The sequence below is a fragment of the Streptomyces hygroscopicus subsp. hygroscopicus genome, assembly GCF_030269125.1.
GTDB lineage: Bacteria > Actinomycetota > Actinomycetes > Streptomycetales > Streptomycetaceae > Streptomyces > Streptomyces hygroscopicus_C.
Genome location: NZ_BSSM01000012.1, coordinates 42,536 through 67,783, shown reverse-complemented (window position 1 = coordinate 67,783; position 25,248 = coordinate 42,536). Strand labels below are relative to the sequence as shown.

Sequence of the window (25,248 nt, the reverse complement as noted above, 5' to 3'; positions counted from 1 at the left end):
CATCGATACTTCGCGGTAACGTGCACGATCGGAGCAGCCGCCGAAACCCGGAGGTCTGCCAGCCAAGCCGGAGAACAGCGAAGGGGACGATGTGACCGACATCGAGCGCGTCGGAGTCGTGGGCTGCGGACAGATGGGCGCGGGCATCGCCGAGGTGTGCGCCCGCGCGGGACTGGACGTGAAGGTCGCCGAGACCACCGGCGAGGCCCTGGAGATCGGCCGTACACGGCTGTACAACTCCCTGGCCAAGGCGGCCGAACGCGGGAAGATCAGCGACGAGGAGCGGGACGCCACCCGGGCGCGGCTCAGCTTCACCACGGACCTCGGCGAGTTCGCCGACCGTGACCTGGTGATCGAGGCCGTCGTGGAGAGCGAGCCGGTGAAGACGGAGATCTTCCAGGTGCTCGACCAGGTGGTGACCCGGCCGGACGCGATCCTGGCCTCCAACACCTCCTCCATCCCGCTGGTGAAGCTCGCGGTCGCCACCTCGCGCCCGGACCACGTCGTCGGCATCCACTTCTTCAACCCGGCCCCGGTGCAGAAGCTGGTCGAGCTGATCCCCGCGCTCACCACCTCCGAGGGCACCCTCAGCCGCGCCCAGGTCTTCGCCGAGAAGGTGCTCGGCAAGCACGCCATCCGCGCCCAGGACCGCTCCGGCTTCGTGGTGAACGCGCTGCTCGTGCCCTATCTGCTGTCCGCGATCCGGATGTTCGAGTCGGGCATCGCGAGCCGCGAGGACATCGACAACGGCATGGAGATGGGCTGCGCCCACCCGATGGGCCCGCTGAAGCTGTCCGACCTGATCGGCCTGGACACCATCGTCTCCATCGCCAACTCGATGTACGCGGAGTACAAGGAGCCGCTGTACGCCGCTCCCCCGCTGCTCCAGCGCATGGTCGAGGCGGGCCGGCTCGGTCGCAAGACCGGCTCGGGCTTCTACACCTACGGCTGATCCTCTTCTTCGCCCACGGCTGATCACCCTCGGCCACCAACGGACGTGCCCGGCGCCGGGCACGTCCGTTTCGCGTACCCTGCGCGCGCCGGGCCCGCGTATGCCATCGCGCAGGCCCCCACGCGATCACCGGCGGGTTCCCTCTGGTCTCGCTGGAACACGCGCGCCGGCCGCTGCCCTCGCTCGGCGCGCTCGTGGTGACCCGGGCCGCATGGGGTGGACCGCCGAGCGCCGGGCTGCCGGCGGTGGTGCGGCGGGAACCATCAGCCGTGCGTGGTGGCCGGCCGGGCGGCGGCCTCCCGCGCCGGCGGCGTGGGCTCCCGCTCGTTGCGCAGCACCAGGAGGGCCACGTCGTCGGCGGGAGTGCCGCCGGTGTGCCGCAGCAGGGCGGCGAAGAGGGTGCGCAGCACCCGCTGCGGCGCGGCGGGTTGGTCGCGTACGACGGCGCGCAGGGCCTCGGGCAGGGCGAAGAACCGGCCCCGGGCGTCCCGCGCGTCCTGCGCGCCGTCGGTGAACAGGACCAGCGACTCGGCGGGCCGCAACGGCGCACAGCGGAGCGGGGTGAGATCCGCCGGGAGCGGGAACGGGCCCAGCGGGGGCAGCGGTTCGGCGCGGGCGAGGGGCTCGACGACGGTGCCGGTGAGCCGGTAGGGCCAGGGATGGCCGCAGTTCAGGGCGCTCAGCGCGCCGTCCCCGCCGATCTCCAGGAGCAGCACGGTGACGAACTCCTCGGCGAGGGAGCTGTCGAGGTCCGCGGTGCCGCCGGTCGAGGGGTCTTCCGCGCGGGCCCGTTCCGTCAGGTGCCGGGCGAGCGTCCGCTCCAGTCTGCGCAGCACGTCGTCCAGTCGAGCCTCGTCGTGGGCGGCCTCGCGGAAGCCGCCGAGGAGGGCGGCGACGGTCCCGAGGGCGGCCAGCCCATGCCCCCGTACGTCCCCCATCACCACCCGCACCCCGTGCTCGGTGGCCACGGCCTCGTACAGATCGCCGCCGACGCTCGCGCCCCGGTCGGCGGACAACTGGGCGGCGGCGAGGCCGAGTCCGTCGAGGCGCGGCGGCAGCGGGCGCAGGACGACGCTCTGCGCGGCCCGAGCCGCCCGCCGGGCGAGCCGCAGCTCCCGCAGCAGGGCGCGCCGTACATGGACCATCAGGCCGGTTCCCACGGCGAAGAACACGACACTGCCGGCGACGCGGGCGCCGAGCCCCTCCTGTGCGGCGAGCGGACAGCCGAACTTGTAGGCGACCGCCAGGGCTCCCCAGAGCGTGGGGAGCACCGCTGCTCGCGCGGTGGGTGCCCGTGCCTTGATACGGATCATGCCTCTGTCCCCCATGGAGTCCCTGACAGAGCAGACGGACCGACCCCGAAAGGCCGGTCCGATTCTGTCGACGGCATGGCCCGGGAGGACTGGATCACCTCCGATGACCACTCGAACGAGTGAGAAAGCGCAGGTGGGAGTGCATTTATGCGGCAGGCGACGGGATGCCGGACGCACCGCGTGCCGGACGAGGGCGCGCCCGGCCACGGAGATCCGTGACCGGGCGCGCCCTCGTGATACGGCGGTCAGCCGCGCAGTACGGCTCCGGTGCGCTCGCCCGCCAGGGCGACGGCCGCGTCCCGGGCCGCCGACGCCTCGTCCACCGTCAGCGTCCGGTCGGGGGCGCGGAAGCGCAGCGCGTAGGCGAGCGACTTGCGGCCCTCCCCCAGCTGCTCGGCGTTCTCGTAGACGTCGAACAGCCGGATGGACTCCAGGAGTTCACCGGCACCGGCGCGCAGCGCGGCCTCGACCTCGGCCGCCGGCACCGGCTTGTCGACCACGAGGGCGACATCCTGCGTGGCGACCGGGAAGGACGAGATGCTCGGCGCCATCGGGATGCCGTCGCCGGCCTCCTCCAGGACGTCCAGGTCCAGCTCCATCGCGCAGGTGCGCTCCGGCAGGCCCAGCGTCTTCACGACGCGCGGGTGCAGCTCGCCCGCGTGGCCCACGACCCGCTCGTCGCCGTCGGCCACGACGACCAGCTCGGCGCAGCGGCCCGGGTGCCAGGGGCCGTACTGGCCCTTGCGGACGACCAGTTCGGCGCCGGCCTCGCGGGCCACGGTGCGCGCGGCCTCGACCGCGTCGGCCCAGTCGGCCGGGCGGCCCTTGCCCCACCAGCCGGCCTGCTCGCGGGCGCCCGCGAGGACGACGGCGGCGTGCCGCGGCTGCTCGGGCAGCGCCGCGTTCAGCTCCGCGATCTCCTCGTCGGTGGGCCGGCGGTCGACCGGCAGATGCGTGGCGGCGCGCCGCTGCCCGCGCGGGTGGAAGACCAGCCCGGTCTCGAACAGGGCCAGGTCGTGCCCGCCACGGCCGTTGTTGCGGCGCAGCGCGCCCAGCAGACCCGGCAGCAGCGTGGTGCGGAGCGCGGGCTCCTCGTCGCTGAGCGGGTTGACCAGCTTCACCACACGGCGGGCCGGGTCACCCGCGTCCAGGCCGAGCTGGTCGAAGACCTGCTCGCCGACGAACGGGTAGTTCAGCGCCTCGACGTAGCCGGCGCCGGCCAGCGCGCGGCCGATGCGGCGGTGCAGCCGCTGGCGGGCGGTCAGGCCGCGGCCCGCCGGGGGCTTGGGCAGCGTGGAGGGCAGGTTCTCGTAGCCCTCCAGGCGGATGACCTCTTCGGCCAGGTCGTTCGGGTCGGTGAGGTCGGGCCGCCAGGACGGCACGGTGACGATCAGCTCGTCCTGCCCGTAGACGTCGCAGCCGACCTCCTGGAGGCGGCGCACGACGGTCTCGCGGCCGTAGCCGACGCCCGCGACCTTGTCCGGGTGGTTCGCCGGGACGGTGATGGTGCGCGGCGCGGAGGGCGCGACGACCTCGGTGACGCCCGCCTCGGCGGTGCCGCCCGCGAGGAGCACCAGCAGGTCCACGGTGCGCTGCGCGGCGGCGGCCGCGGCCGCCGGGTCCACCCCGCGCTCGAAGCGGCGGGATGCCTCGGACAGCAGCTTGTGGCGGCGGGCCGTGCGCGCGATGGAGACCGCGTCGAAGTGGGCCGCCTCGATCACCACGTCGGTGGTCGCGTTCTCCGCGTCCTCGCCGTGGTCGGCGATCTCCGTGTTGGCACCGCCCATCACGCCGGCCAGGCCGATGGGGCCTCGGTCGTCCGTGATGACCAGGTCCTCGGCGTGCAGCTTGCGCTCGACGCCGTCGAGGGTGACGAGCTTCTCGCCCTCCTCGGCGCGGCGCACCCCGATCGTGCCCTGGACCAGCCTCCGGTCGTAGGCGTGCAGCGGCTGGCCCAGCTCCATCATCACGTAGTTCGTGACGTCGACGGCGAGCGAGATCGGGCGCATGCCGACCTTCTGGATCCGGCGCTGGAGCCAGAGCGGGGAGCGGGCCTCGGGGCGCAGACCGGTGACGGTGCGCGCGGTGAAGCGGTCGCAGCCGAACGGGTCGGAGACCCGGACCGGGTAGCCGTAGGCGTTCGGCGCCGGCACGTCGATCAGGGCGGGGTCGCGCAGCGGCAGGCCGTAGGCGATGGCGGTCTCGCGGGCGACGCCGCGGATGGACAGGCAGTCGCCGCGGTTGGCGGTGACGGCGATGTCCAGGACCTCGTCCACCAGCTCCAGGAGCTCGATGGCGTCCTTGCCGACCTCGGTCTCCGGCGGCAGCACGATGATGCCGTGGGTGTTGTCGTCGCCCATGCCCAGCTCGTCGCTGGAGCAGATCATGCCGTGCGAGACCTTGCCGTAGGTCTTGCGGGCGGCGATGGAGAACCCGCCGGGCAGGGTGGCGCCGGGGAGCACCACGACGACCTTGTCGCCGACCGCGAAGTTGCGGGCGCCGCAGACGATCTCCTGGGGCTCGCCGGTGCCGTTGGCCTGGCCGACGTCGACCGTGCAGAAGCGGATCGGCTTCTTGAAGCCCTCCAGCTCCTCGATGGTGAGCACCTGGCCGACGACCAGGGGGCCCTTGAGGTCGGCGCCGAGCTGTTCGACGGTCTCGACCTCCAGACCGGCCGAAATGAGCTTGGCCTGGACGTCACGGCCGGTCTCGGTGGCCGGCAGGTCGACGTACTCCCGCAGCCAAGAAAGCGGGACCCGCATCAGATCTCCATCCCGAAGGGCCGGGTGAACCGGACGTCACCCTCGACCATGTCTCGCATGTCTTCGACGTTGTGGCGGAACATCAGCATCCGCTCGATGCCGAACCCGAAGGCGAAGCCGCTGTACTTCTCCGGGTCGACACCGCAGGCGGTGAGCACCCGCGGATTGACCATGCCGCAGCCGCCCAGCTCGATCCAGCCCTCGCTGGAGCAGGTGCGGCACGGGCGGTCGGGGTTGCCGACGGACTCGCCCTTGCACACGTAGCAGAGCATGTCCATCTCGGCGCTCGGCTCGGTGAAGGGGAAGAAGTTGGGCCGCAGCCGGGTCTTCATGCCCTCGCCGAACAGCGACTGGACCATGTGGTCCAGGGTGCCCTTGAGGTCGGCCATGGTCAGGCCCTCGTCCACGGCGAGCAGTTCGACCTGGTGGAAGACGGGCGTGTGCGTGGCGTCCAGCTCGTCGGTGCGGTAGACGCGGCCGGGACAGATCACGTAGACCGGCAGCTCACGGCCGAGCAGCGAGCGGATCTGCACGGGCGAGGTGTGGGTGCGCATGACCACACCCGACTCGGCGCCGCCGTCCGGGCCCTGCACGAAGAAGGTGTCGGCCTCGCCGCGGGCCGGGTGGTCCGGGCCGATGTTCAGGGCGTCGAAGTTGAACCACTCGGCCTCGGCCTGGGGGCCCTCGGCGACCTCGTAGCCCATGGCCACGAAGATGTCCTCGATGCGCTCCGACAGCGTGGTCAGCGGGTGGCGGGCACCGGCGGGGACGCGGTCGTACGGCAGGGAGACGTCGACGTCCTCCTCGACCAGCACCCGGGCGTCGCGCTCGGCCTCCAGCTCGGTCTGGCGGGCGGCGAGCCCCTTGTTGACGGCGCCGCGGGCCATGCCGACGCGCTTGCCCGCGTCGGCCTTGGCGTGCGGGGGCAGGGCGCCGATCTCGCGGTTGGCGAGGGCCAGCGGGGACGCAGGGCCGGTGTGGGCGACCTTGGCCTCGTGGAGCGCGTCGAGGGAGTCCGCGGCGGCGAAGGCGGCGAGCGCCTCGTCCCGCATGCGCTCGATCTCTTCCGGTTTCAACGCCTCGACCTCGACAGGGTCGTACGACTTATTGGGTGCCGACATCTCTTCCCGTGCTTCCGATTGGCTGGCGGATGGTCCCCGTCACCGACTCGCGAGGGCCGCGTGAAGGACACAAAGGTGCCAAAGGCCGAGTCTAACGGGGTGGAGGGTGACGAAGAGCCCGTGGGCCGCTAGGCGAGATACGCCGGGGCGCTCACGGGCAACGTAAATCGGAACTCGGCGCCGCCGCCGCGCGCGCGGCCGACCGTGATGGTGCCGCCGTGGGCCTCGACGATGCCCTTGACGATGTACAGCCCGAGTCCGGTGCCACCGCGCTTGCTGCCCCGCCAGAAGCGGGTGAAGACGCGGTTCATGGATTCCTCCGGGATGCCGGACCCCTCGTCGCTCACCGTGACCGACGTGCCGGCCTCCTCGCCCTCGCGGGGGGACGCCGTGGGCGTGATGTCGATGGTGACGGTTCCCTCGCCGTGCCGCACGGCATTTTCCAGCAGGTTGCTGAGCACCTGGTCGATCTTGTCGGGGTCTGCCCACAGGTCGGGCAGCGGCTGCTCGATGCGCAGCAGGAAGCGTCCGGCGCTCTGCCCCGCGGCGACGTACGCCTGGATGTGGCGGGAGACGGCGGCCCCTATGTCGACGGGCTGCCTGCGCACCTCCAGGCGCCCCGAGTCGATCCTGGAGATGTCCAGCAGTTCGGCGATGAGCCGGGTGACCCGGTCGGCGTCGGCGTCGACGGTCTCCAGCATCAGCCGCTTCTGGTCGTCGGTGAAGCGCTCCCACTTGGCCAGCAGGGTGGCCGTGAACCCTTTGACGGAGGTCAGCGGGGAGCGCAGTTCATGGGCGACGGTGGCGATCAGCTCTGCGTGGCTGCGCTCGGTGCGGCGGCGGGCCTCGGTGTCCCGCAGGCAGACGATCAGGCGCCGCACGGGGCCGAGGGGCTCGGCGCGGACGTACCGGGCGGTGACGAGCACCTCGCGGCCGCCGGGCAGCAGCAGATTGCGCTCCGGCTGCCGGGTCCTTGTGGAGAGGCCCCCGTAGGGGTCGGTGAGCTGCCACCAGCGGCGCCCCTCCAGGTCCTCTAACGGCAGCGCCTTCTCCAGCGGCTGCCCGAGGGCCTCGGCGGCGGGTACGGCGGTGATGCGCTCCGCCGCCGCGTTGAACCCGACGACACGCCCCCGCTCGTCGGCGACCACCAGCCCGTCGGGGAGCTGGTCGGGAGGGAGTCCGCGGCCGTCGTCCGCGGCGCACCCGGACGTGGCGGCGCCGCGCGCGTCCCGTCCCTCCGGCCCGGTGCTCGTGCCGGCCACACTCATCCCCGTACCCCACCTCTCATACGGCGCAGGGCCCCGAACTGGTCACCCTACTAGCTCTGGGTGACGGAACGGCACCCTCCGCGGGCGCGCTGCGCACGGGCGGAGGCGTACAGGCACACGGCGGCGGCCGTGGCGAGGTTCAGGCTCTCGGCCTTGCCGTGGATGGGCACACGCACCACGGCGTCGGCGAGGGCGCGGGTCTCCTCGGGCAGCCCCCACGCCTCGTTGCCGAACACCCAGGCGGTGGGGCCGCCCATGGTGCCCTTGTCCAGTTCCTCGTCCAGGTCGCGGTCGCCCGCGCCGTCGGCGGCGAGGATGCGCACGCCGGCGGCCTTGAGCCGCTCGACGGCCTGCTCCACGGGGACGCCGACGGCGACCGGGAGGTGGAACAGGGAGCCGACGGAGGCGCGTACGGCCTTGGGGTTGTACAGGTCCACGGAGGCGTCGGTGAGGACGACGGCCTCGGCGCCCGCGGCGTCGGCGCAGCGCAGCACGGTGCCCGCGTTGCCGGGGTCGCGCACGTGCGCGAGCACGGCGACCAGCCGGGGGCGGGCGGCGAGGATGTCCTCGAACGGGGTGTCCACGAAGCGGCAGACGCCGACGAGGCCCTGCGGGGTGACGGTGGTCGAGATGTCGGCGATGACCTCCTCGGAGGCGAGGTGCACCCGGGCGCCGACGGCACGGGCCTCGCCGACGATGTCGGCGTACCGCTCCGCGGCCTCGACCGTGGCGAACAGCTCGACGAGCGTCGCCCGCCCGTCGTCCTCGTGCGCCGCCGCCTCCCGCACGGCCTGCGGCCCCTCCGCGAGAAACAGCCGGTCCTTCCCCCGGAAATTCCGCTTGGCGAGCCGCCGCGCGGCGGCGACACGGGCGGAGCGGGGGGAGATCAGCTCGGGGCTGACGGGGGCCATGCTCTTCTTCACTTTCCGGAGAGTCCTCTTGACGACGCCGACGCGGTGTCGTGCCCGGTCGGGGGCGCGGGGAACTGCGCGAGCAACCACGACGGAACCGCGGCCGGACACCGGCCGGCGGCTCAACGACAGGACCCGCAAGCCGTACAGCCTGCGGGTCCCGGTACTACTTCGGCTGAGGCCGGCGCGGCGTCACGCGGCCTTCGGCGCGTTGACGTCCGACGGCAGCGCCTTCTGCGCGACCTCGACGAGCGCGGCGAACGCGTTCGCGTCGTTGACGGCCAGCTCGGCCAGGATCTTGCGGTCGACCTCGACGTTCGCGGCCTTCAGACCCTGGATGAAGCGGTTGTAGGTCATGCCGTTGGCGCGGGCAGCGGCGTTGATGCGCTGGATCCACAGCTGACGGAAGTCGCCCTTGCGCTTCTTGCGGTCGTTGTAGTTGTAGACCAGCGAGTGGGTGACCTGCTCCTTGGCCTTGCGGTACAGGCGCGAACGCTGACCGCGGTAGCCGGAGGCCTGCTCCAGGATCGCCCGGCGCTTCTTGTGGGCGTTGACTGCCCGCTTGACGCGTGCCACTTGTTAACTCCTTGTAGCGGGGTCGTGGGGGTCCTCACACGACCCGGAAACGATTGGGTCCCGGTCCAGACGCACGGCGCTCACAGGGCGCCGCGGCGTCACTTGCCGAGAAGCTTCTTGATCTTCGCGGCGTCGCCCGGGGCCATCTCGGCGTTGCCGGTGAGGCGACGCGTCACACGGGACGACTTGTGCTCAAGCAGGTGGCGCTTGCCGGCGCGCTCGCGGAGCACCTTGCCGGAGCCGGTGACCTTGAAGCGCTTGCTGGCACCGCTGTGCGACTTGTTCTTCGGCATAGCGCCGTTCTCTCCTCGTCGGTGGCGCTCCGGTGCCCGGTCACGAAAACCGGGCACGGTGGAGCGTCGCTCTTGTTTCGGTTACATCCTCGGGAGCCCTGGGGCTCCCCGGGATCACGCCTCGGCAGGCTCCTCGGACGGCGCCTGGGCCTCAGCGGGGTTCTGCGACTTGCCGGGGTTCGCCTTCGCGTCGGCCTTGCGGGCCTCCTGCGCCTGACGGGCCTCGGCCATCGCCTCGGTCTTCTTCTTGTGCGGACCGAGGACCATGATCATGTTGCGGCCGTCCTGCTTCGGGTTCGACTCCACGAAGCCGAGGTCCTGGACGTCCTCCGCGAGGCGCTGCAGCAGTCGGTAGCCCAGCTCGGGCCGGGACTGCTCGCGACCACGGAACATGATCGTGATCTTGACCTTGTCGCCCTGCTTGAGGAACCGGACGACGTGACCCTTCTTGGTGTCATAGTCGTGCGGGTCGATCTTCGGCCGGAGCTTCATCTCCTTGATGACCGTGTGCGCCTGGTTCTTGCGCGCCTCACGGGCCTTCATGGCCGACTCGTACTTGAACTTCCCGTAGTCCATGAGCTTGCACACGGGCGGACGGGCGTTCGCCGCGACCTCGACCAGGTCCAGGTCGTACTCCTGCGCAAGCTCCAGTGCCTTCGCAAGCGGCACGATGCCGACCTGCTCGCCACTGGGACCGACAAGTCGCACCTCGGGAACGCGAATCCGGTCGTTGATGCGGGGCTCGGCGCTGATGGATCCTCCTCGGTAGCACCACGCGACGGCCTGGCGGACTGCCGCGTAACGTCTGTTTTCGTCAGACCAACCGCGCCGAAGCAGAAAAAATGCCCCGGACGATCACAGGCGGGGCTCCTGACTACCGGAACACCGCCGCGGTGAACGCGGGGCGCGAATCGGGCGGCTCCATCGTCCGTACGGAACGATGGCGGCCGCCTGACCGGAGACCCGCCGTCCCGGGGGACGGATCGGGTGGGAGATCGGAGCCTCCACTTGTGGGCCGAGCGAAAGGTGCATACCTACGTCCGGCCGGTCGCCCACCAGATTAGCAGGACGGCTTGACAAGGGCTAATCGGACGGGCGTCACGGGGAGGGCGACGGGCCGCTTAGGGTGTGGGGCATGAGTGAGACCCCTGCCGAGAACCCCGACTTCGACGCGATGACCCGCGATATCGCCGAGGTCCCCGCCGTCGAGGTGATCGTGACGGTCGCCGTCAATCTGATGAGCGCCGCGGCCGTGAAGCTCGGGCTCAGCGAGGAGGGCGACAAGTTCAAGGACCTGGACGAGGCCCGCAAGCTGATCACCGCCCTCGCCGGCCTGCTGGACGGCGGCGCGACCGAGATCAGCTCCTTCCACGCGGCCCCGCTGCGCGACGGCCTGAAGTCGCTCCAGCTGGCCTTCCGCGAGGCCTCGATCGTCCCGGACGAGCCGGGCCAGGGTCCGGGCGAGAAGTACACCGGCCCGGTCTACGGCTGACCTAATCCTTCTCCTTCACGTACAGGGGCTCGCCCGGAGGCGTCGTCCCGGCCGGCAGCAGTGCCAGGTCGAGGCCGCGCACCAGGCGGGCCCTCAGCGTCTCGTCGGCGGCGAGCCGGCCGGCGATCGCGCGGGCGGTCTCGGCGGGCGCGGCGGACGGGTCGAGGACGAGGGCGAGGGTGCCGTCGGCCTGACCGGGGACGAGATGGGCGCGGCGCACGGCGGGCTCGGCCGCCACCGCCGCGCGCACGGCCTCGGTCACGGCCGGGTCGGCGAGCGGGTCGGTGCTGGTGCGGCCCTCGGCGAGGGCGAGCAGCGCGGGCCCCGTCAGCTCGAACGGAACCGGTCCCGCGAGGTCCAGCACGACCGTGTCGGCCTTCTCGTGCGCCGCGGCCTGGAGCGCCTGGTGCAGGGGTACGGCGACCGGGCGGGCCGCGGGGTCCCAGCGGGCGAGGGAGTCGGTGGAGGTGAAGGCGGGCAGCGCGGTGCGGTTCCCGGCCTTCAGGGTCGGTACCGCCATGTCGCTGGTCTTCTCGCGGCGCAGTCCGTTCTCGTCCTCCTCCACCTCGCCCAGGACGGCGACCACCGGCACCAGCAGTCGGGCGCCCTTCAGCGCCGCCAGGACCGGGCCCACGGCGGTGCGGTCCTCGGCCCACGCGGCGAGCGCGGCGCCGAGCCGGGGGTCGGCGGAACCGTCGTCGTCGGAGTAGCCGGGGTCGGGGATGTTCTTGTTCGCCACGGTCACCGACCCTATCGGGGGGTACGGCCGGGTGGAGCGGCGGCCCGGTGCTCCTGGAGCGGCTGCCTGCGCCCGCGCCACAGGATCACGCCCGCGACCAGCAGCACCCCGCCGGCGCCGCCCGCGAGGGGGGCCGCCCAGTCGGAGGCGGAGCCGGTGGCCTTGGGGGCGTCCGGGCCGGGGCCGAAGTACTTCCGGGGGTACGACACCGGGGCCGGCTTCCCCGGTTCGAGGCGGTCGGCCGCCTTCAGGGCCGCCACCGGGTCGATCGTCCCGAAGCCGCGGGAGTCGTCGCGGCCGCCGGCCGGCGGGTCGTCGGCGGTGTCCTCCAGGAGCCTCTTGATCTGGGCCGGACCGAGCCCGGGGTGGGCGGACTTGATCAGCGCGGCCACACCGGAGACGAACGCGGAGGCGGCCGAGGTGCCCCAGCCCTCGTAGTACTTGTGGTCGGGGTCGGCGATGACGACGTCGACGCCGGGCGCGCTGACCGCGGCGTACCAGCGGCGGGTGGAGAAGGCGGCGCGGGTGCCGTAGCGGTCCACGGCGGTGGCGACGAGCACGCCGGGGTAGGCGGCCGGGTAGGAGACGTGGTCGCCCTTGTCGCCGCCGTTGCCCGCGGAGGCGACGACGACCACGCCCTTCTTCAGGGCGTACTGCACGGCCTCGTCCTCGCCGGCATCCGGGTGGGCGGAGGCGGAGTCGTCGCCGAGGGAGAGGTTGATGACGTCGGCGCCGTGGTCCGCGGCCCAGCGGATGCCGTCGGCGAGAGCGGTGCCGCGGGTGGTGCGGGCCTTGGCGCGGGCGGGGTCGCTGTCCTCAAGGATCACCCGCACGGGCAGGATCCTCGCCTCGGGGGCGACGCCCATGACGCCGTCGGAGCCGCCGGGCCCGTGGCCGTGTCCGGCGATGATGCCGGCCATCGCGGTGCCGTGCCGTCCCCAGGTGCGGTCACCGGGCCGGGCCCCGAAGCCGATCATGTCCTTGGCGGGCAGCACGTTGCCGACGAGGTCGGGATGGTCCTCCTGGACGCCGGTGTCCAGGACGGCGACGGTGACGCCCTGGCCCCTGGTGGTGCGCCATGCCTGGTCGAGGCGGAGGGCGGACAGGCCCCACTGCTGGGCGCGGATGCCGTCGGCGTGCGCGGCGGCGGACGGCAGCAGGGCGAGGGCGCCGGCGAGCAGGGCGCTCACCGCGGCCCCGGAGGCACGCTTCATGAGGGTCTCTTCGTGGCGGGGTCACCGACGGTCCGACGCAGCCGCCGTTCGATCTGTTCGGACAGGCCGCGGGCCTCGTTGCCGAGGCCGGACTGGGCCTGCGGGGTGGTGGCGCCGGAACGCACGGCGTCGGCGGCGGGCTGCGGGGTGTCGACACCGCGGCCGTCGGCCCAGCCGGAGACGGCGTACACGACGACGGGGGTGTCGGAGCGCACGGAGATGGTCCAGGTGGCGCGCTGGTCGTCCCCGAACCCGGCCGCGAGGGTGTTCTCGGCGGCGTACGGGCGCGGCATCAGGTCGGGGCGTTCGGCGAGGTGCTGGGTGCGGAAGCGGGTGGCGAGCGCGGTCATGGCGGCGGGGTCGGCCTTGGTGAACAGCAGCCCGACGGTGGTCACATAGCTCTGGGTGGCGTCCGTGTAGGTCGCGCGCAGGAGCCGTCGGCAGCCGACGTCGGCGAGCACCTTCTCCAGCAACGGGTCGAACGCGTCGGCGCACCCGCTGTCCGGGGCGACGGCCACCCGCGTCCACGTCCGGTCCGCCCCGCCGGGCCCGTCCCCGGCGCCCCGCACGACGGGCGGGAACAGCTGGTCGACGGGCACGCTGTGCCATGCCGGCGCGGCCGCGGCGAACCCCTGCGGGCCGCCGCCCCCGTGCCCCCCGGCGATCCAACTCCCGGCCGCGGCGCCGCCGATGAGCCCGAGTCCGAGCACCAGGCAGACCCCGGCGGCCACGGCCCGCCCCCGCCCGCGCTCCCGGAACAGATCGGGCTCCCCGAACGTCACGAAGGGCCGCGCCGCGCTCTGCCCGAGGGGCGCGGGGGTGTTCCACAGGGTGGCGGGCCGGCCGGGGCGCGGGGGGTGGGCGGGCCCGGGGACGGACGGGGTCAGGTCATGCGGGCCGCGGGACGGTGCGGCCGGCCGGTCGGGACCGGCCCCGGGGCGACCGGGCACCGGCCCGCGCGCGCCACCGGCACCCCGCGCGTCCGCGGCCGGAGGCGCGGGGCGGAGCCGGGTCGTGGTCTCGGCGGCGATCTCCGCGGGTACCTCCGGCCGCCCCGACCGCCGACCCGGACCGACCGAACCAGCCCCACCGGAACCCGAACCGCCACCCACGCCCCGCACGTCCACGGTCACCGGAACCGGGCGCAGAGGGGTCGTCGTCTCGGCAGCGATCTCCGCGGGTACCTCCGGCCGCCCCGACCGCCGACCCAGACCGACCGAACCAGCCCCACCGGAACCCGAACCGCCACCCACGCCCCGCACGTCCACGGTCACCGGAACCGGGCGCAGAGGGGTCGTCGTCTCGGCAGCGATCTCCGCAGGTGCCTCCGGCCGCCCCGACCGCCGACCCGGGTTCCGAGTCGGCGGGGTCGGAGCGGCCGAGCCGCCACGCTCGGGTCGTCCCGAACCGGTCACACCGCTGCCGCCGGCGCGCGCGGGAGCCGCCGCCCCAGCGTCCCCGGCGCGCGCGGGAACGCCCGCACCCGCCCCTCCCGTACGGCCGGGGCGCCGCCCGCGCGCACCGGCACCGCGCGGGGGCGCGTCCGGGAAGCGCGCCGAGGCCGGGGGCGGCGGCGGGCTGACGGGGTCGGTCGCTTCGGGGACGGGCAGGCGGCGGGAAGTACGGTCCTGGGGCGCGCCGCAGGGGCCGTCGCCGTCGGCCGAGGGGCGCGGGGTGAAGACGGACGGCTCCTCGTCGGGGTCCTCCCCCGGCGGCACGTCGGCGCTCCGCGCGGTGAGGCGGCCGGCGCCGGCGGCCCGCGCGTCGTCCACGCTCCCCGCACCGGTCGGCCCGGCCGTACCCGGGACGCCCTTGCCCGCGCCCCGACTCGCGCCCGCGGCAGGGGCGGACGAGGACGAGGGAACCGGTGGTACGGAGGCGTGGCGTGCTTCCGCGGTCATGCGTTCCCCGTTTCCTCGCGACCCGGGCCGTCTCTCCTCGTACCCGTACGGCCGGACCGGCATCCCGGGCGGGTCCGTCGTACGTGCGCGTCACTCTACGGGTTGTCGGGGGCCGGGGCGGAACCAGTACGGGAGGCCGGGGCACTTGCCCGGAACATCCCCCTACCCTGCGGTAATCCCTTCTGGCAGGCTTCCGGCATGACTGCGCGTGCCGCCGACCGGGCCCGGTACGACCGGGCCACCGCCCATCTCGAAGCGCCGCTGGCGCTCGTGGACCTGGAGGCTTTCGACGCCAACGCGGCCGATCTGGTCCGCCGTTCCGGTGGCAAACCGATCCGGGTCGCGAGCAAGTCCGTTCGCTGCCGTGCCCTTTTGGAGCGCGTCCTGGCCAGGGACGGCTTCCAGGGGATCATGTCGTTCACGCTGCCCGAGTCGTTGTGGCTGGCGCGCTCGGGGTTCGACGACATCCTGCTGGCCTACCCCTCCGCCGACCGGTCCGGCTTCGCCGAGCTGACCGGCGATCCCGAACTCGCCGCCGCCGTCACCGTGATGGTGGACGACCCCGCCCAGCTCGACCTCATCGACGCCGCCCGCGACGGCGGACGTGAAGTGGTCCGCGTATGCCTGGAGTTGGACACCTCGCTGAAGCTGTTCGGCGGACGCGTGCGGGTCGGCGCCCGCCGCTCCCCGCTCCACTCCCCGGGCCGGCTGGCGGCCCTCGCACGGGTGGTGGCCGAGCGCCCCGGCTTCCGGCTCGTCGGACTCATGGCCTACGAGGGCCACATCGCGGGGGTCGGCGACGCGGTCGCCGGGCGGCCGCTGCGGTCACGGGCGATCCGGCTGATGCAGGCCGCCGCGCGGCGGGAACTGGCCGAACGGCGGGCCTCGGCCGTGCGCGCGGTGCGGGCCGTCGTGCCGGACCTGGAGTTCGTCAACGGCGGCGGCACCGGCAGTGTGCAGCACACCGCCGCCGAGGACGCGGTCACCGAGATCGCGGCCGGTTCCGGGCTGTACGTGCCGCGGCTGTTCGACAACTACACGTCCTTCAGCGGCCGTCCGGCGGCGCTGTTCGCGCTGCCGGTGGTACGGCGGCCGGGCGTGGGCGTCGTCACCGTGCTCGGCGGCGGCTACCCCGCCTCCGGCGCCGCGGGGCCCGACCGGCTGCCGGTGCCGTACCTGCCGGAGGGGCTGGCGTACGACCCCCAGGAGGGCGCCGGCGAGGTGCAGACCCCGCTGCTCGGCTCGCCCGCCGACGATCTGCTCGTCGGCGACCGGGTGTGGTTCCGGCACGCCAAGGCGGGCGAGCTGTGCGAACGCTTCCCGTCGCTGCACCTCGTCGAGGGCGACGAGGTGACCGCGACCGTGCCCACCTACCGGGGCGAGGGGCACACGTTCCTCTGAGGACTCCGGGGCTCCGGGCGCCCGGGGACTCGGTGGCCGGGGGCCTACTGGGGCGTCACGTACGCGCCCGCGATGCCCCCGTCCACCAGGAAGTCGGTGGCGTTGACGAAGGAGGAGTCGTCGCTGGCCAGGAAGGCGACGGCGGCGGCGATCTCCTCGGCCTCGGCGAACCGGCCCACCGGGATGTGCACGAGCCGTCGCGCGGCCCGCTCCGGGTCCTTGGCGAACAGCTCCTGGAGCAGCGGGGTGTTGACCGGCCCGGGGCACAGCGCGTTGACCCGGATGCCCTCCCGGGCGAACTGCACGCCGAGTTCGCGGGACATCGCGAGGACGCCGCCCTTCGACGCGGTGTACGAGATCTGGGAGGTGGCGGCGCCCATCCGGGCCACGAAGGACGCGGTGTTGATGATGGAGCCCTTGCCCTGGCGCCGCATGTACGGGATCGCGGCCTTGCAGCACAGGTACACGGAGGTGAGGTTGACCTCCTGGACGCGTTTCCATGCCTCCAGGCCGGTCTCCAGGATGGAGTCGTCGTCGGGCGGGGAGATGCCCGCGTTGTTGAAGGCCACGTCGACGCTGCCGTAGGTGTCGTACGCCGTCCTGAACAGCGCCTCGACCTGCTCCGGGTCGGTGACGTCGACCTCGACGAAGAGCCCGCCCACCTCGTCGGCGGCGGCCTTGCCGCGGACCTCGTCCACGTCCGCGCAGACGACGTGGGCACCCTCGGCCGCGAGGCGGCGGGCGGTGGCGAGGCCGATGCCGCTGCCGGCTCCGGTCACGACGGCGGTACGGCCGACGAGGCGGCGGCAAACACTGTTGTCGGTCACTGTGCGGGGCCCTCCGAGCTGATGAAGACGTTCTTGGTTTCGGTGAAGGCGGTCAGGGCGTCGGGGCCGAGTTCCCGGCCGATGCCGGACTGCTTGTAGCCGCCGAACGGGGTCCAGTAGCGGACGCTGGAATGGGAGTTGACGGACAGGTTGCCCGCGCGGACGCCACCGGAGACGCGCAGGGCGCGGCCGAGGTCGCGGGTCCAGATCGAGCCGGACAGTCCGTAGGGGGTGTCGTTGGCGAGGCGGACGGCGTCCTGTTCGTCGCTGAAGGGCAGCAGGACGGCGACGGGTCCGAAGATCTCCTCCCGGGCGGCCGGGCCGTCGTGCCGCTCCCCCGTCAGGACGGTCGGCGGGAACCAGAAGCCGGGACCGTCGGGGGCGCTGCCGCGCAGGGCGGGGGCGCCGTCGGGGACGTACGACCGTACGCGGTCCCGCTGCGCCGCCGAGATCAGCGGTCCCATCTGCGTCTTCTCGTCGGCCGGGTCGCCCACGACCACGGCGGCGAGCGCGTCGGCGAGCAGCTCGCGCGCCTCGTCGAGGACCGTCTCCTGGACGAGGACGCGGGTGCGGGCGCAGCAGTCCTGGCCCGCGTTGTCCAGGAAGGAGAAGGGGTCGAGGGCGCTCTTCAGGTCGGCGTCGGCGAAGACCACGTTGGGGCTCTTGCCGCCGAGTTCCAGGGTGACCGGCTTGACCAGCCGGGCGCAGCGCTCCATGATCTCGCGCCCGGTGCGGGTGGACCCGGTGAACACGATCTTGGCGACGTCCGGGTGGTCCACCAGGGCGCGTCCGGCCGTGTGGCCGTGGCCCGGCAGCACCTGGAAGAGGTGCTCGGGCAGGCCCGCCTCCAGGGCGAGTCCGGCCAGGCGCAGCGCGGTGAGCGGGGTGGTCTCGGCGGGTTTGAGGACGACGGCGTTGCCCGCGGCGAGCGCCGGGAAGGAGCCCCAGGCGGCGATCGGCATGGGGAAGTTCCAGGGGGCGATCACGCCGATGACGCCCAGGGGTTCCTGGAAGGTGACGTTCCAGCCGCCGGGGACCGGGATCTGCCGGCCGAGCAGGCGTTCGGCGCCGCCGGCCGCGTACTGGAGCAGATCCCGGGCGTTGCCGGCCTCCCAGCGGGCGTTGCCGAGGGTGTGCCCGGCCTCGCGGACCTCCAGGCGGGCGAGTTCCTCCAGGTGCGCGTCGACGGTGTCGGCGAAGCGGCGCAGCAGCCGGGCCCGGTCGGCGGGGGCGAGCGCGGCCCACCGGCTCTGGGCGCGGGCGGCCCGTAGGACGGCGGCGTCGACGTCCTCCGCGGTGGCGGCGGGGACGGTGGCGACGATCTCCTCCGTCGCGGGGTTGAGGACCTTCAACTCGTCTGAGTCGGACACGGATCGACCTTTCACGGGCGTGCGGACCGGCGGGATGCGGGTGTGCTCACAGGCGTTCGAAGGAGCGGCGCAGCTCCCAGTCGGTGACCGCGGCGTCGAAGGCCCCCAGCTCCACGCGGGCCATGTTGCGGTAGTGGGCCACGACCTCGTCGCCGAAGGCGGCCTTGGCGATCGGGCTGTTCTCCCACAGCTCGGCGGCCTCGCGCAGGGTGGCGGGGACGTGCTCGAAGCCCGCGGTGTAGGCGTTGCCGGGGCAGGGCTCGGGGAGTTCGAGCTCGTGCTCGATGCCGTACAGGCCCGCGGCGACCAGTCCGGCGACCGCGAGGTAGGGGTTGACGTCGCCGCCCGGGAGCCGGTTCTCGAAGCGCGTGGAGCGGCCGTGGCCGACCACGCGCAGGGCGCAGGTGCGGTTGTCGTGGCCCCAGGCGACGGCGGTGGGGGCGAAGGAGCCCTGCTGGAACCGCTTGTAGGAGTTGATGTTCGGGGCGTACAGCAGGGAGAAGTCGCGCAGGGCGGCGAGCTGTCCGGCGAGGAAGTGCCGCATCACCTCGGACATCCCGTCGGGCCCGGCCATGGCGTTGGTGCCGTCGGCGTCGGTGAGCGAGAGATGGATGTGGCAGGAGTTGCCCTCGCGCTCGTTGTACTTGGCCATGAAGGTGATCGAGACGCCCTCCTGGGCGGCGATCTCCTTGGCGCCCGTCTTGTACAGGGCGTGCTGGTCGCAGGTGGTGAGGGCCTCGTCGTAACGGAAGACGATCTCGTGCTGGCCGGGGTTGCACTCGCCCTTGGCGGACTCGACGGTGAGGCCGGCGCCCGCCATGTCGTTGCGCAGGCGGCGCAGCAGGGGCTCGATGCGGCCGGTGCCGAGGATCGAGTAGTCGATGTTGTACTGGTTGGCCGGGGTCAGCCCCCGGTACCCCGCGTCCCACGCCTGCTCGTAGCTGTCCTTGAAGACGATGAACTCCAGCTCGGTGCCGACCTGGGCGGTGTAGCCGAGTTCGGCGAGCCGGTCGAGCTGGCGGCGCAGGATCTGCCGCGGGGCGGCGACGACCGGGGTGCCGTCGTCCCAGGCGAGGTCGGCGACGAGCAGGGCGGTGCCGGGGTGCCAGGGGATGCGGCGCAGGGTGGCGAGGTCGGGACGCATGGCGAAGTCGCCGTAACCGCGCTCCCAGGAGGACATGGCGTAGCCGTCGACGGTGTTCATCTCGGTGTCGACGGCGAGCAGGTAGGTGCAGCCCTCGGTGCCGTGTTCCAGGACCTCGTCGAGGAAGAAGCGAGCGGCGAACCGCTTGCCCTGCAGGCGCCCTTGCATGTCGGGGAACGCCAGGACGACAGTGTCGATCTCACCGCTCGCCACGAGCGCGTGGAGTTCCTCGACGGGAAGCGGGGCTGTGCGGTCTGCCACGGAAAGCCTCCTTGGGCGCCTTCGCGCTTCTTCGGCCGGGCCGGGAGCCATAAGGTATTGCGGGGAACCATTGCTTGGGAAGGGGGTGCGGCGGATGTCGTCTCACACGGAGTCGCACGGGGTGGGCGACCGGCTCGCGCCGGTGCTGCGGCCGGTGCGCGCGGGCAACGGCTTCGAGGAGGCCCTGGAACAGATCCTCCAGGTGGTCCGGCTCGGCCTGGTGCCGGGCGGCGAACGGCTGCCCGCGGAGCGGGAGCTGGCGGAGCGGCTGGGGATCAGCCGGGTGACGCTGCGCGAGGTGCTGAAGGTCCTCCAGGACCAGGGCCTGGTGGAGGCGCGGCGCGGACGGTACGGCGGAACGTTCGTGCTGCCGCGAGCGGACGCCGGCGGCGAGGACGAGCTGCGGCGGCGGATCGCCGAGGTGGACGTCGAGGACGTGCTGCGCTTCCGCGAGGTGCTGGAGGTGGGGGCGGCGGGGCTGTGCGCGGCGCACGGGCTCACGGACGAGCAGGCACAGCGGCTCCGGGAGGCGCTGGCCGACACGCACGACGCGCCGCTCGCCGACTACCGGCGCCTGGACACGCTCCTGCATCTGACCCTGGCCGAGCTGTGCGGCTCGCCCACCCTGACCGCGCAGTACGCGGCGGTGCGGGCCACGGTCAACGAGCTGCTGGACTGCATCCCGCTGTTGGTGCGCAACCTCGAACACTCCCAGCGGCAGCACACCGCGCTGGTGGAGGCGGTGCTCGACGGGGACGCGGACGGCGCGCGGGAGATGATGCGGGAGCACTGCGCGGGGACGGCGGCACTGCTGCGGGGCTTCCTGACATGAGCGGCCTCTGCAAAGGTATCTCCGTAAACCTTTTGATTGCCGGGAGTTCCGGGAGTTTCCGGAGTTCTGCGAGTTCTGCGAGTTCTGCGAGTTCTGGGAGGGTGGAGTGAGCGAACGGCCGTTGATCGGCGTGAGCACGTATCTGGAGGCCGGGACCCGGTGGGGGGTCTGGGAGCTGGACGCCGCGCTGCTGCCGGCCGCGTACCCACGGCTGGTGCAGCGGGCCGGAGGGCTCGCGTGCATGCTGCCGCCGGACGGGCCCGAGCTGGCCGCGGCGGCGGTCGCCCGGCTCGACGGCCTCGTCGTCGCGGGTGGCCCGGACGTGGACCCGGTGCACTACGGCGCCGACCGCGACGCCCGCACGGGCCCCCCGGCCCCGGCGCGCGACGCCTGGGAACTCGCCCTGATCGACGCCGCGCTGGCCTCCGGCACGCCGCTGCTGGGGATCTGCCGGGGCATGCAGCTCCTGAACGTGGCCCTCGGCGGGACGCTGGTCCAGCACATGGAGGGCCACGCGGAGGTGGTCGGCGTCTTCGGCACGCACCCGGTGAAGCCGGTCCCGGGCACCCGGTACGCCTCCCTCGTCCCCGAGGCCACCTCCGTCCCCACCTACCACCACCAGTGCGTGTCCCGCCTCGGTCGCGACCTCATACCCTCCGCCCACGCGGAGGACGGCACGGTGGAGGCGGTGGAGTTGCCGGCCGAGCAGGGCTGGGTGGTGGGGGTGCAGTGGCATCCGGAGATGGGGAAGGACCTGCGGGTGATGGAGGGCCTGGTGATGGCGGCGAGTTGACGCGAGGCACCGCCGGAACCGGGTCCGGGTCCGGTGGACGGCTGCGGCCCACGTGCCGCTCGTCGGGAACCGCGGTGCCCCGGCCCACGCGGACCCACGGGTGAGGCAGGACCCGGTAGTGACTGCAAGTCGACGCGAGGCACCGCCGGAACCGGGTCCGGGTCCGGTGGACGGCTGCGGCCCACGTGCCGCTCGTCGGGAACCGCGGTGCCCCGGCCCACGCGGACCCACGAGTGAGGCAGGACCCGGTAGTGACGGCAAGTCGACGCGAGGCACCGCCGGAACCGGGTCCGATCGACGACTACGGGCCCCATGCCGCTCGTCCCACAGCTCCCCGCCGCCCCCGCGAACCGCGGTGCCCCGGCCCGCGCGGCGCCGCCCGCCGCGGCTCAGGCCCGCGTCAGGGACAACAGGTCCCGCGCCGGGCCCGTCGGCCGGTGCCCGGTCGGCCACACCGCCCGCAGGTCCCGCCGCAGCGAGACGCCGTCCACCGGAACAGCGACCAGGCGCCGCAGGGCGAGTTCCTCCCGCACCGCCAGTTCACTCAGCACCGACGGCCCGGCCCCGCTGACCGCCGACGCCTTCACCGCCGTCGTCGAGGACAGCTCGATCAGCGGCCGGGCCAGCCCCCCGAGCGCCGCGTCGAGGACCTGCCGCGTCCCCGACCCCCGCTCCCGCAGGATCAGCGGCGTCCCGGCCAGCTCCTTCGGCGACACGGGCCGCCTGCGCCGCGCCCAGGGATGCCCCGGCGCCGTCACGACGATCAGCCGGTCGTGCCCGATCACCACCGCGTCCAGCCCCTTCGGCACCGCGAGCCCCTCCACGAACCCGAGATCCGCGTCCCCGCCGAGCAGCAGCTCCGCCACCTTCGCCGAGTTCCCGGCCAGCAGCGACACCGCCGTGTCGGGGCGCTCGGCGTGCAACGCGAGCAGCCAGCCCGGCAGCAGGTACTCGGCTATGGTCATGCTCGCGGCGACCCGCAGCCGCGAGTCCCGCCGGTCCCGCAACGCCCGCGCCCCCGCGTCGAACGCCGCCGCCGCCTCCACCACCCGCCGCGCCCAGTCCGTCACCAGCACGCCAGCGTCGGTGAGCCGGGACCCGCGCGGCGAACGGTCCACCAGGGCCACCCCGAGCTGCCGCTCCATGGACCGCACACGGCTGCTGGCCGCCGGCTGCGTGATCCCGACCTCCCGCGCCGCCGCCCCGAGACTCCCGAGCCGCGCCACCGCCAGCAACAGCTCCAACGCCGCCAGATCCGGCACCCGGTGCGCCAACGACTCCGTGCCCTCGCCCTGCTCCCGGGACCCCTCCGTCTCACTCATAAGACCAGCTTATGCCCTCATAGAGGGGAACTCCCTGGTCAGGACCGATACCCGGAGGCACGGTGGGTGCCATGGTCATCGCTGCCCCGCCGCTCCCCGCCACGCGCGCGCCCCGCGCCGCCCTGGTCCGCCACCTCGGGCCCAACTGGTACGCCTCCGTCATGGGCACCGCCGCCGTCGGCACCGCCGGCATCACGCTGCCGGTGGACCTGCCGGCCGGGGCGCACACGATCCTCGCGGCGGTCTGGGTGCTGTCGCTGCTGATGCTGGTGACCCTGCTGGCGGCCCGCACCCTGCACTGGGTCCACCACCGCGACCAGGCCCGCGCCCACCTCCTCGACCCGGCGATGGCCCCGTTCTACGGCTGCCTCTCCATGGCCCTGCTGGCCGTGGGCGGCGGCGCGCTGACCGCGGGGCACGACTGGCTCGGCACGCAGGCGGCCGTCGCCCTGGACACCGTCCTGTACACGGCCGGGACGGCGATCGGGCTGTGGGCGGCCGTGGCCGTGCCGTACCTGATGTCCGTACGGCACCGCATCGACCCCTCCCAGGCCTCCCCCGTCTGGCTGCTGCCTCTGGTCGCCCCGATGGTGTCGGCCGCGCTCGGCCCGCTGCTCGTGCCGCACCTGCCGCCCGGCCAGCCCCGGGAGACCCTGCTGCTGGCCTGTCTGGCGATGTTCGGTCTGAGCCTGTTCGCCACGCTGCTGATGCTGCCGCTGGTCCTCGGCCGGCTGATCACCTCGGGCCCGCTGCCGCTGGCCCTCACCCCGACCCTGTTCCTGGTCCTCGGCCCGCTCGGGCAGTCCACCACCGCCGTCGGCTCGATCGCGAACGCCGCGCCCGGCGTCGTGCCCAGCTCCTCCGCGCACGGACTCGCCCTGTTCTCGGTGCTCTACGGCGTGCCCGTGATGGGCTTCGCGCTGATGTGGCTGGCGCTGTCCGTGGCGCACCTGGTCCGGGCCCGGCGGCAGGGCATGGGGTTCGCGATGACCTGGTGGGGCGCCACCTTCCCGGTGGGCACCTGCGTCACCGGCGCGGCCGCCCTCGCCCGGCACACGTCCCTCACCGCCTACCAGACCCTGGCCGTCGCGCTGTACGTCCTGCTGGTCGCGGCCTGGCTCGCGGCGGCGACCGGCACCGCGCGCGGGCTGCTCAGCGGTGAGCTGCTCGCAGGGCCTCGGCCAGGACCCGCGGCGCCCGCGCCAGAGACGGTCCGTACCACGTCAGGTACCGCCCGCTGACCAGCGCGCAGTCGAGACCGGGGAAGGCCTCTGGGCCGTCGTCGGCGGTGAAGCGGTAGGGCTCGTCCGGGAGCACCACCAGGTCCGGCTCGGCGGCTCGCAGCTCCTCCAGGGGTACGCGGGGGTAGCGCTCGGGATGAGCGGCGTACAGATGGTCGACGCCCAGGCGGGCCAGCACATCACCGGCGAACGTGTCCCGGCCGACGACCATCCAGGGCCTGCGCCAGATCGGTACGACCGCCGTCCGGCGCCGCGCCGGCTCCGGCAGCGCGCCCCAGGCGGCCTCCGCCTCCCGCAGCCAGCCCGGCCGCCCCGGCGCCCCGCACGCGTCCAGCACCCGCGCCAGCTCCGTGAACGCCTGGGGCACGGTCCGCACCTCGGTCACCAGAACCCCGAGGCCGGCCGCACGCAGCGCGTCGAGGTCCGGGACGCGGTTCTCCTCCTCATTGGCGATCACCAGGTCGGGCGCCAACTCGACGATGCGCTCGACCTTGGGATTCTTGGTCCCGCCGATCCGGACGACGTCCAGGTCCTCCGGCCGGCCGCACCAGTCCGTGGCCCCGACGAGCGCTCCGGGCAGCGTCTCGGCGACGGCCTCGGTGAGCGAGGGCACGAGGGAGACGACGCGCATCACTCGCCCCCGCCCGGCACGGCGCCCCGAAGGGGCGCGGGGTGACACCCGGCCGGCTGCCTCGGCCCCGCGCCCGCACGACGCCTCATACGCTCCCTCACGCACCCTCCCGTACGACGCTCAGCGATACCGGTCCTGCACGGCCTCGATGTGTTCCGCCACCGCCACCACGATGATCCGCGTGTCCGGCACCGTCGCCCGCCACCGGTGCCGCACCCCGCCCGTGAGGTACAGCGTGTCGCCGCGGCCGAGGCGGTACGCGCGCCCCTCGGCCTCGATCTCGACCGCGCCGTCGGCGACGTACATCAACTCGTCGTTGCGATGCTGGAACTCGCGTCCCGCGTCGTGGTCGCCGGTGAACTCGGAGGCGTGCAGCTGGTGGTGGCCGCGGACCAGGTTGCGGGTGCGGGGGGCGAAGTCGCCGTCCGCGAGGGGCTCGGCGCGCACCAGGTCGACGGTGGCCGCCGGGTCCGCCGCGGCGAGGAGTTCGACGGCCGTGGTGCGCAGCGCGTCGGCCAGCTTCTCCAGAGAGGTGCGGCTGGGCCGGGCCCGGTCGTTCTCCACCTGGCTGAGGAAGGGCACGGACAGGCCGGTGCGCTCGGCCACGACCGCGAGGGTCAACTCCAGGGCGCGCCGACGCCGCCGGACCGCCGCGCCCACCCGTACGGGCTGCTGCTCCTTGTGGTCACCCATCGCTCCGGCTCCCTCCCTCGATCGTCGTGCGTTCCCGTGTCGCTTTTCCCGCCACTCCCCGAGTGCCCGCTGCGGGCGTCGCTCTCCCGGATCCGCCGTGGCTTCACTGCACCCTACGCATGTTCGGCAAACGGTTTCACGCGCGTGTCACATCCCCGACCCGCCGACGAGCCCCTACCCTCACGGTTCGC

The 25,248-nt window shown here is 73.6% G+C and carries 23 protein-coding genes; 6 read left to right on the top strand and 17 right to left on the bottom strand.

The features are described from left to right. Nucleotides 1-91: 91 nt before the first annotated feature. On the top strand, nucleotides 92-952 hold the full coding sequence (locus QSK45_RS25130) for a 3-hydroxybutyryl-CoA dehydrogenase (RefSeq protein WP_285560648.1): 861 nt from the start codon (nucleotides 92-94) through the stop codon (nucleotides 950-952). A gap of 263 nt (nucleotides 953-1,215) precedes the next feature. On the opposite strand, the gene QSK45_RS25125 is transcribed toward QSK45_RS25130, so the two are convergent. The 8 genes from QSK45_RS25125 to infC all read right to left on the bottom strand — a co-directional run bounded on the left by QSK45_RS25125 (nucleotide 1,216) and on the right by infC (nucleotide 9,949). Continuing rightward, the gene (locus QSK45_RS25125) at nucleotides 1,216-2,265 is read right to left on the bottom strand and encodes a PP2C family protein-serine/threonine phosphatase (RefSeq protein ID WP_285560646.1); all 1,050 of its coding nucleotides are present in this window, start codon (nucleotides 2,263-2,265) and stop codon (nucleotides 1,216-1,218) included. A gap of 245 nt (nucleotides 2,266-2,510) precedes the next feature. Beyond that, entirely contained in the window at nucleotides 2,511-5,027 is a 2,517-nt protein-coding gene (pheT, locus tag QSK45_RS25120; protein WP_285560644.1) for a phenylalanine--tRNA ligase subunit beta, read from the bottom strand. Then, nucleotides 5,027-6,148 (bottom strand): phenylalanine--tRNA ligase subunit alpha, encoded by a 1,122-nt coding sequence (gene pheS / locus QSK45_RS25115; protein ID WP_285560642.1) that lies wholly within the window; start codon nucleotides 6,146-6,148, stop codon nucleotides 5,027-5,029. The genes pheT and pheS overlap by 1 nt, the downstream gene beginning before the upstream one ends. A gap of 128 nt (nucleotides 6,149-6,276) precedes the next feature. Continuing rightward, on the bottom strand, nucleotides 6,277-7,416 hold the full coding sequence (locus QSK45_RS25110; protein WP_285560639.1) for a sensor histidine kinase: 1,140 nt from the start codon (nucleotides 7,414-7,416) through the stop codon (nucleotides 6,277-6,279). 50 nt (nucleotides 7,417-7,466) lie between these two features. After that, nucleotides 7,467-8,327: a TrmH family RNA methyltransferase gene (locus QSK45_RS25105; protein ID WP_285561047.1), complete on the bottom strand. Its 861-nt coding sequence runs from the start codon at nucleotides 8,325-8,327 to the stop codon at nucleotides 7,467-7,469. 192 nt (nucleotides 8,328-8,519) lie between these two features. Beyond that, the gene (rplT, locus tag QSK45_RS25100) at nucleotides 8,520-8,903 is read right to left on the bottom strand and encodes a 50S ribosomal protein L20 (protein ID WP_030381833.1); all 384 of its coding nucleotides are present in this window, start codon (nucleotides 8,901-8,903) and stop codon (nucleotides 8,520-8,522) included. Between the two features lie 98 nt (nucleotides 8,904-9,001). Next, entirely contained in the window at nucleotides 9,002-9,196 is a 195-nt protein-coding gene (rpmI, locus tag QSK45_RS25095; RefSeq protein WP_004933563.1) for a 50S ribosomal protein L35, read from the bottom strand. A gap of 114 nt (nucleotides 9,197-9,310) precedes the next feature. Next, nucleotides 9,311-9,949, bottom strand: coding sequence for a translation initiation factor IF-3 (gene infC, locus QSK45_RS25090; protein WP_285561045.1), 639 nt, complete (start codon nucleotides 9,947-9,949; stop codon nucleotides 9,311-9,313). 382 nt (nucleotides 9,950-10,331) lie between these two features. Here infC and QSK45_RS25085 point away from each other — a divergent pair, with 382 nt between their 5' ends. After that, on the top strand, nucleotides 10,332-10,688 hold the full coding sequence (locus QSK45_RS25085) for a DUF1844 domain-containing protein (RefSeq protein ID WP_046423594.1): 357 nt from the start codon (nucleotides 10,332-10,334) through the stop codon (nucleotides 10,686-10,688). A 1-nt stretch (nucleotide 10,689) separates the two neighbouring features. Here the strand turns inward: QSK45_RS25085 and QSK45_RS25080 are convergent, their stop codons facing one another. The 3 genes from QSK45_RS25080 to QSK45_RS25070 are packed head-to-tail and all read right to left on the bottom strand — an operon-like array spanning nucleotide 10,690 to nucleotide 13,423. Then, entirely contained in the window at nucleotides 10,690-11,427 is a 738-nt protein-coding gene (locus QSK45_RS25080; protein WP_285560630.1) for an SseB family protein, read from the bottom strand. Between the two features lie 11 nt (nucleotides 11,428-11,438). Further along, nucleotides 11,439-12,641, bottom strand: a complete 1,203-nt coding sequence (mycP, locus tag QSK45_RS25075; RefSeq protein ID WP_285560628.1) for a type VII secretion-associated serine protease mycosin — start codon at nucleotides 12,639-12,641, stop codon at nucleotides 11,439-11,441. Further along, nucleotides 12,638-13,423 carry a hypothetical protein gene (locus QSK45_RS25070; protein ID WP_285560626.1) on the bottom strand — a complete coding sequence of 262 codons (786 nt, stop codon included), beginning with the start codon at nucleotides 13,421-13,423 and terminating at the stop codon, nucleotides 12,638-12,640. The genes mycP and QSK45_RS25070 overlap by 4 nt, the downstream gene beginning before the upstream one ends. Nucleotides 13,424-14,740: 1,317 nt before the next feature. On the opposite strand from QSK45_RS25070, the gene QSK45_RS25065 reads away from it, so the two are divergent. Then, the gene (locus QSK45_RS25065) at nucleotides 14,741-15,943 is read left to right on the top strand and encodes an amino acid deaminase/aldolase (RefSeq protein WP_285560620.1); all 1,203 of its coding nucleotides are present in this window, start codon (nucleotides 14,741-14,743) and stop codon (nucleotides 15,941-15,943) included. 44 nt (nucleotides 15,944-15,987) lie between these two features. On the opposite strand, the gene QSK45_RS25060 is transcribed toward QSK45_RS25065, so the two are convergent. Genes QSK45_RS25060 through QSK45_RS25050 form a run of 3 tightly spaced genes read right to left on the bottom strand, consistent with a single transcriptional unit; the run spans nucleotide 15,988 to nucleotide 19,545 of the window. Beyond that, the gene (locus tag QSK45_RS25060) at nucleotides 15,988-16,770 is read right to left on the bottom strand and encodes a 3-oxoacyl-ACP reductase (protein WP_285560618.1); all 783 of its coding nucleotides are present in this window, start codon (nucleotides 16,768-16,770) and stop codon (nucleotides 15,988-15,990) included. Further along, nucleotides 16,767-18,140 carry an aldehyde dehydrogenase family protein gene (locus QSK45_RS25055; protein WP_285560616.1) on the bottom strand — a complete coding sequence of 458 codons (1,374 nt, stop codon included), beginning with the start codon at nucleotides 18,138-18,140 and terminating at the stop codon, nucleotides 16,767-16,769. The genes QSK45_RS25060 and QSK45_RS25055 overlap by 4 nt, the downstream gene beginning before the upstream one ends. Before the next feature lie 46 nt (nucleotides 18,141-18,186). Further along, nucleotides 18,187-19,545 carry a glutamine synthetase family protein gene (locus QSK45_RS25050; protein WP_285560615.1) on the bottom strand — a complete coding sequence of 453 codons (1,359 nt, stop codon included), beginning with the start codon at nucleotides 19,543-19,545 and terminating at the stop codon, nucleotides 18,187-18,189. Between the two features lie 94 nt (nucleotides 19,546-19,639). On the opposite strand from QSK45_RS25050, the gene QSK45_RS25045 reads away from it, so the two are divergent. Continuing rightward, nucleotides 19,640-20,377 carry a FadR/GntR family transcriptional regulator gene (locus tag QSK45_RS25045; RefSeq protein ID WP_285560613.1) on the top strand — a complete coding sequence of 246 codons (738 nt, stop codon included), beginning with the start codon at nucleotides 19,640-19,642 and terminating at the stop codon, nucleotides 20,375-20,377. Between the two features lie 106 nt (nucleotides 20,378-20,483). Next, nucleotides 20,484-21,170 (top strand): gamma-glutamyl-gamma-aminobutyrate hydrolase family protein, encoded by a 687-nt coding sequence (locus QSK45_RS25040; protein WP_285560611.1) that lies wholly within the window; start codon nucleotides 20,484-20,486, stop codon nucleotides 21,168-21,170. A gap of 389 nt (nucleotides 21,171-21,559) precedes the next feature. Here the strand turns inward: QSK45_RS25040 and QSK45_RS25035 are convergent, their stop codons facing one another. After that, complete coding sequence (locus tag QSK45_RS25035) at nucleotides 21,560-22,492, bottom strand: LysR family transcriptional regulator (RefSeq protein ID WP_285560609.1); 933 nt, start codon at nucleotides 22,490-22,492, stop codon at nucleotides 21,560-21,562. A gap of 71 nt (nucleotides 22,493-22,563) precedes the next feature. Between QSK45_RS25035 and QSK45_RS25030 the strand changes: the two genes are divergently transcribed. Continuing rightward, nucleotides 22,564-23,733: a TDT family transporter gene (locus tag QSK45_RS25030; RefSeq protein ID WP_285560608.1), complete on the top strand. Its 1,170-nt coding sequence runs from the start codon at nucleotides 22,564-22,566 to the stop codon at nucleotides 23,731-23,733. Here QSK45_RS25030 and QSK45_RS25025 read toward each other — a convergent pair. Then, entirely contained in the window at nucleotides 23,645-24,364 is a 720-nt protein-coding gene (locus QSK45_RS25025; protein ID WP_285560607.1) for a helical backbone metal receptor, read from the bottom strand. The genes QSK45_RS25030 and QSK45_RS25025 overlap by 89 nt on opposite strands. A gap of 120 nt (nucleotides 24,365-24,484) precedes the next feature. Beyond that, nucleotides 24,485-25,057, bottom strand: a complete 573-nt coding sequence (locus QSK45_RS25020; protein ID WP_285560605.1) for a helix-turn-helix domain-containing protein — start codon at nucleotides 25,055-25,057, stop codon at nucleotides 24,485-24,487. Nucleotides 25,058-25,248 lie beyond the last annotated feature (191 nt).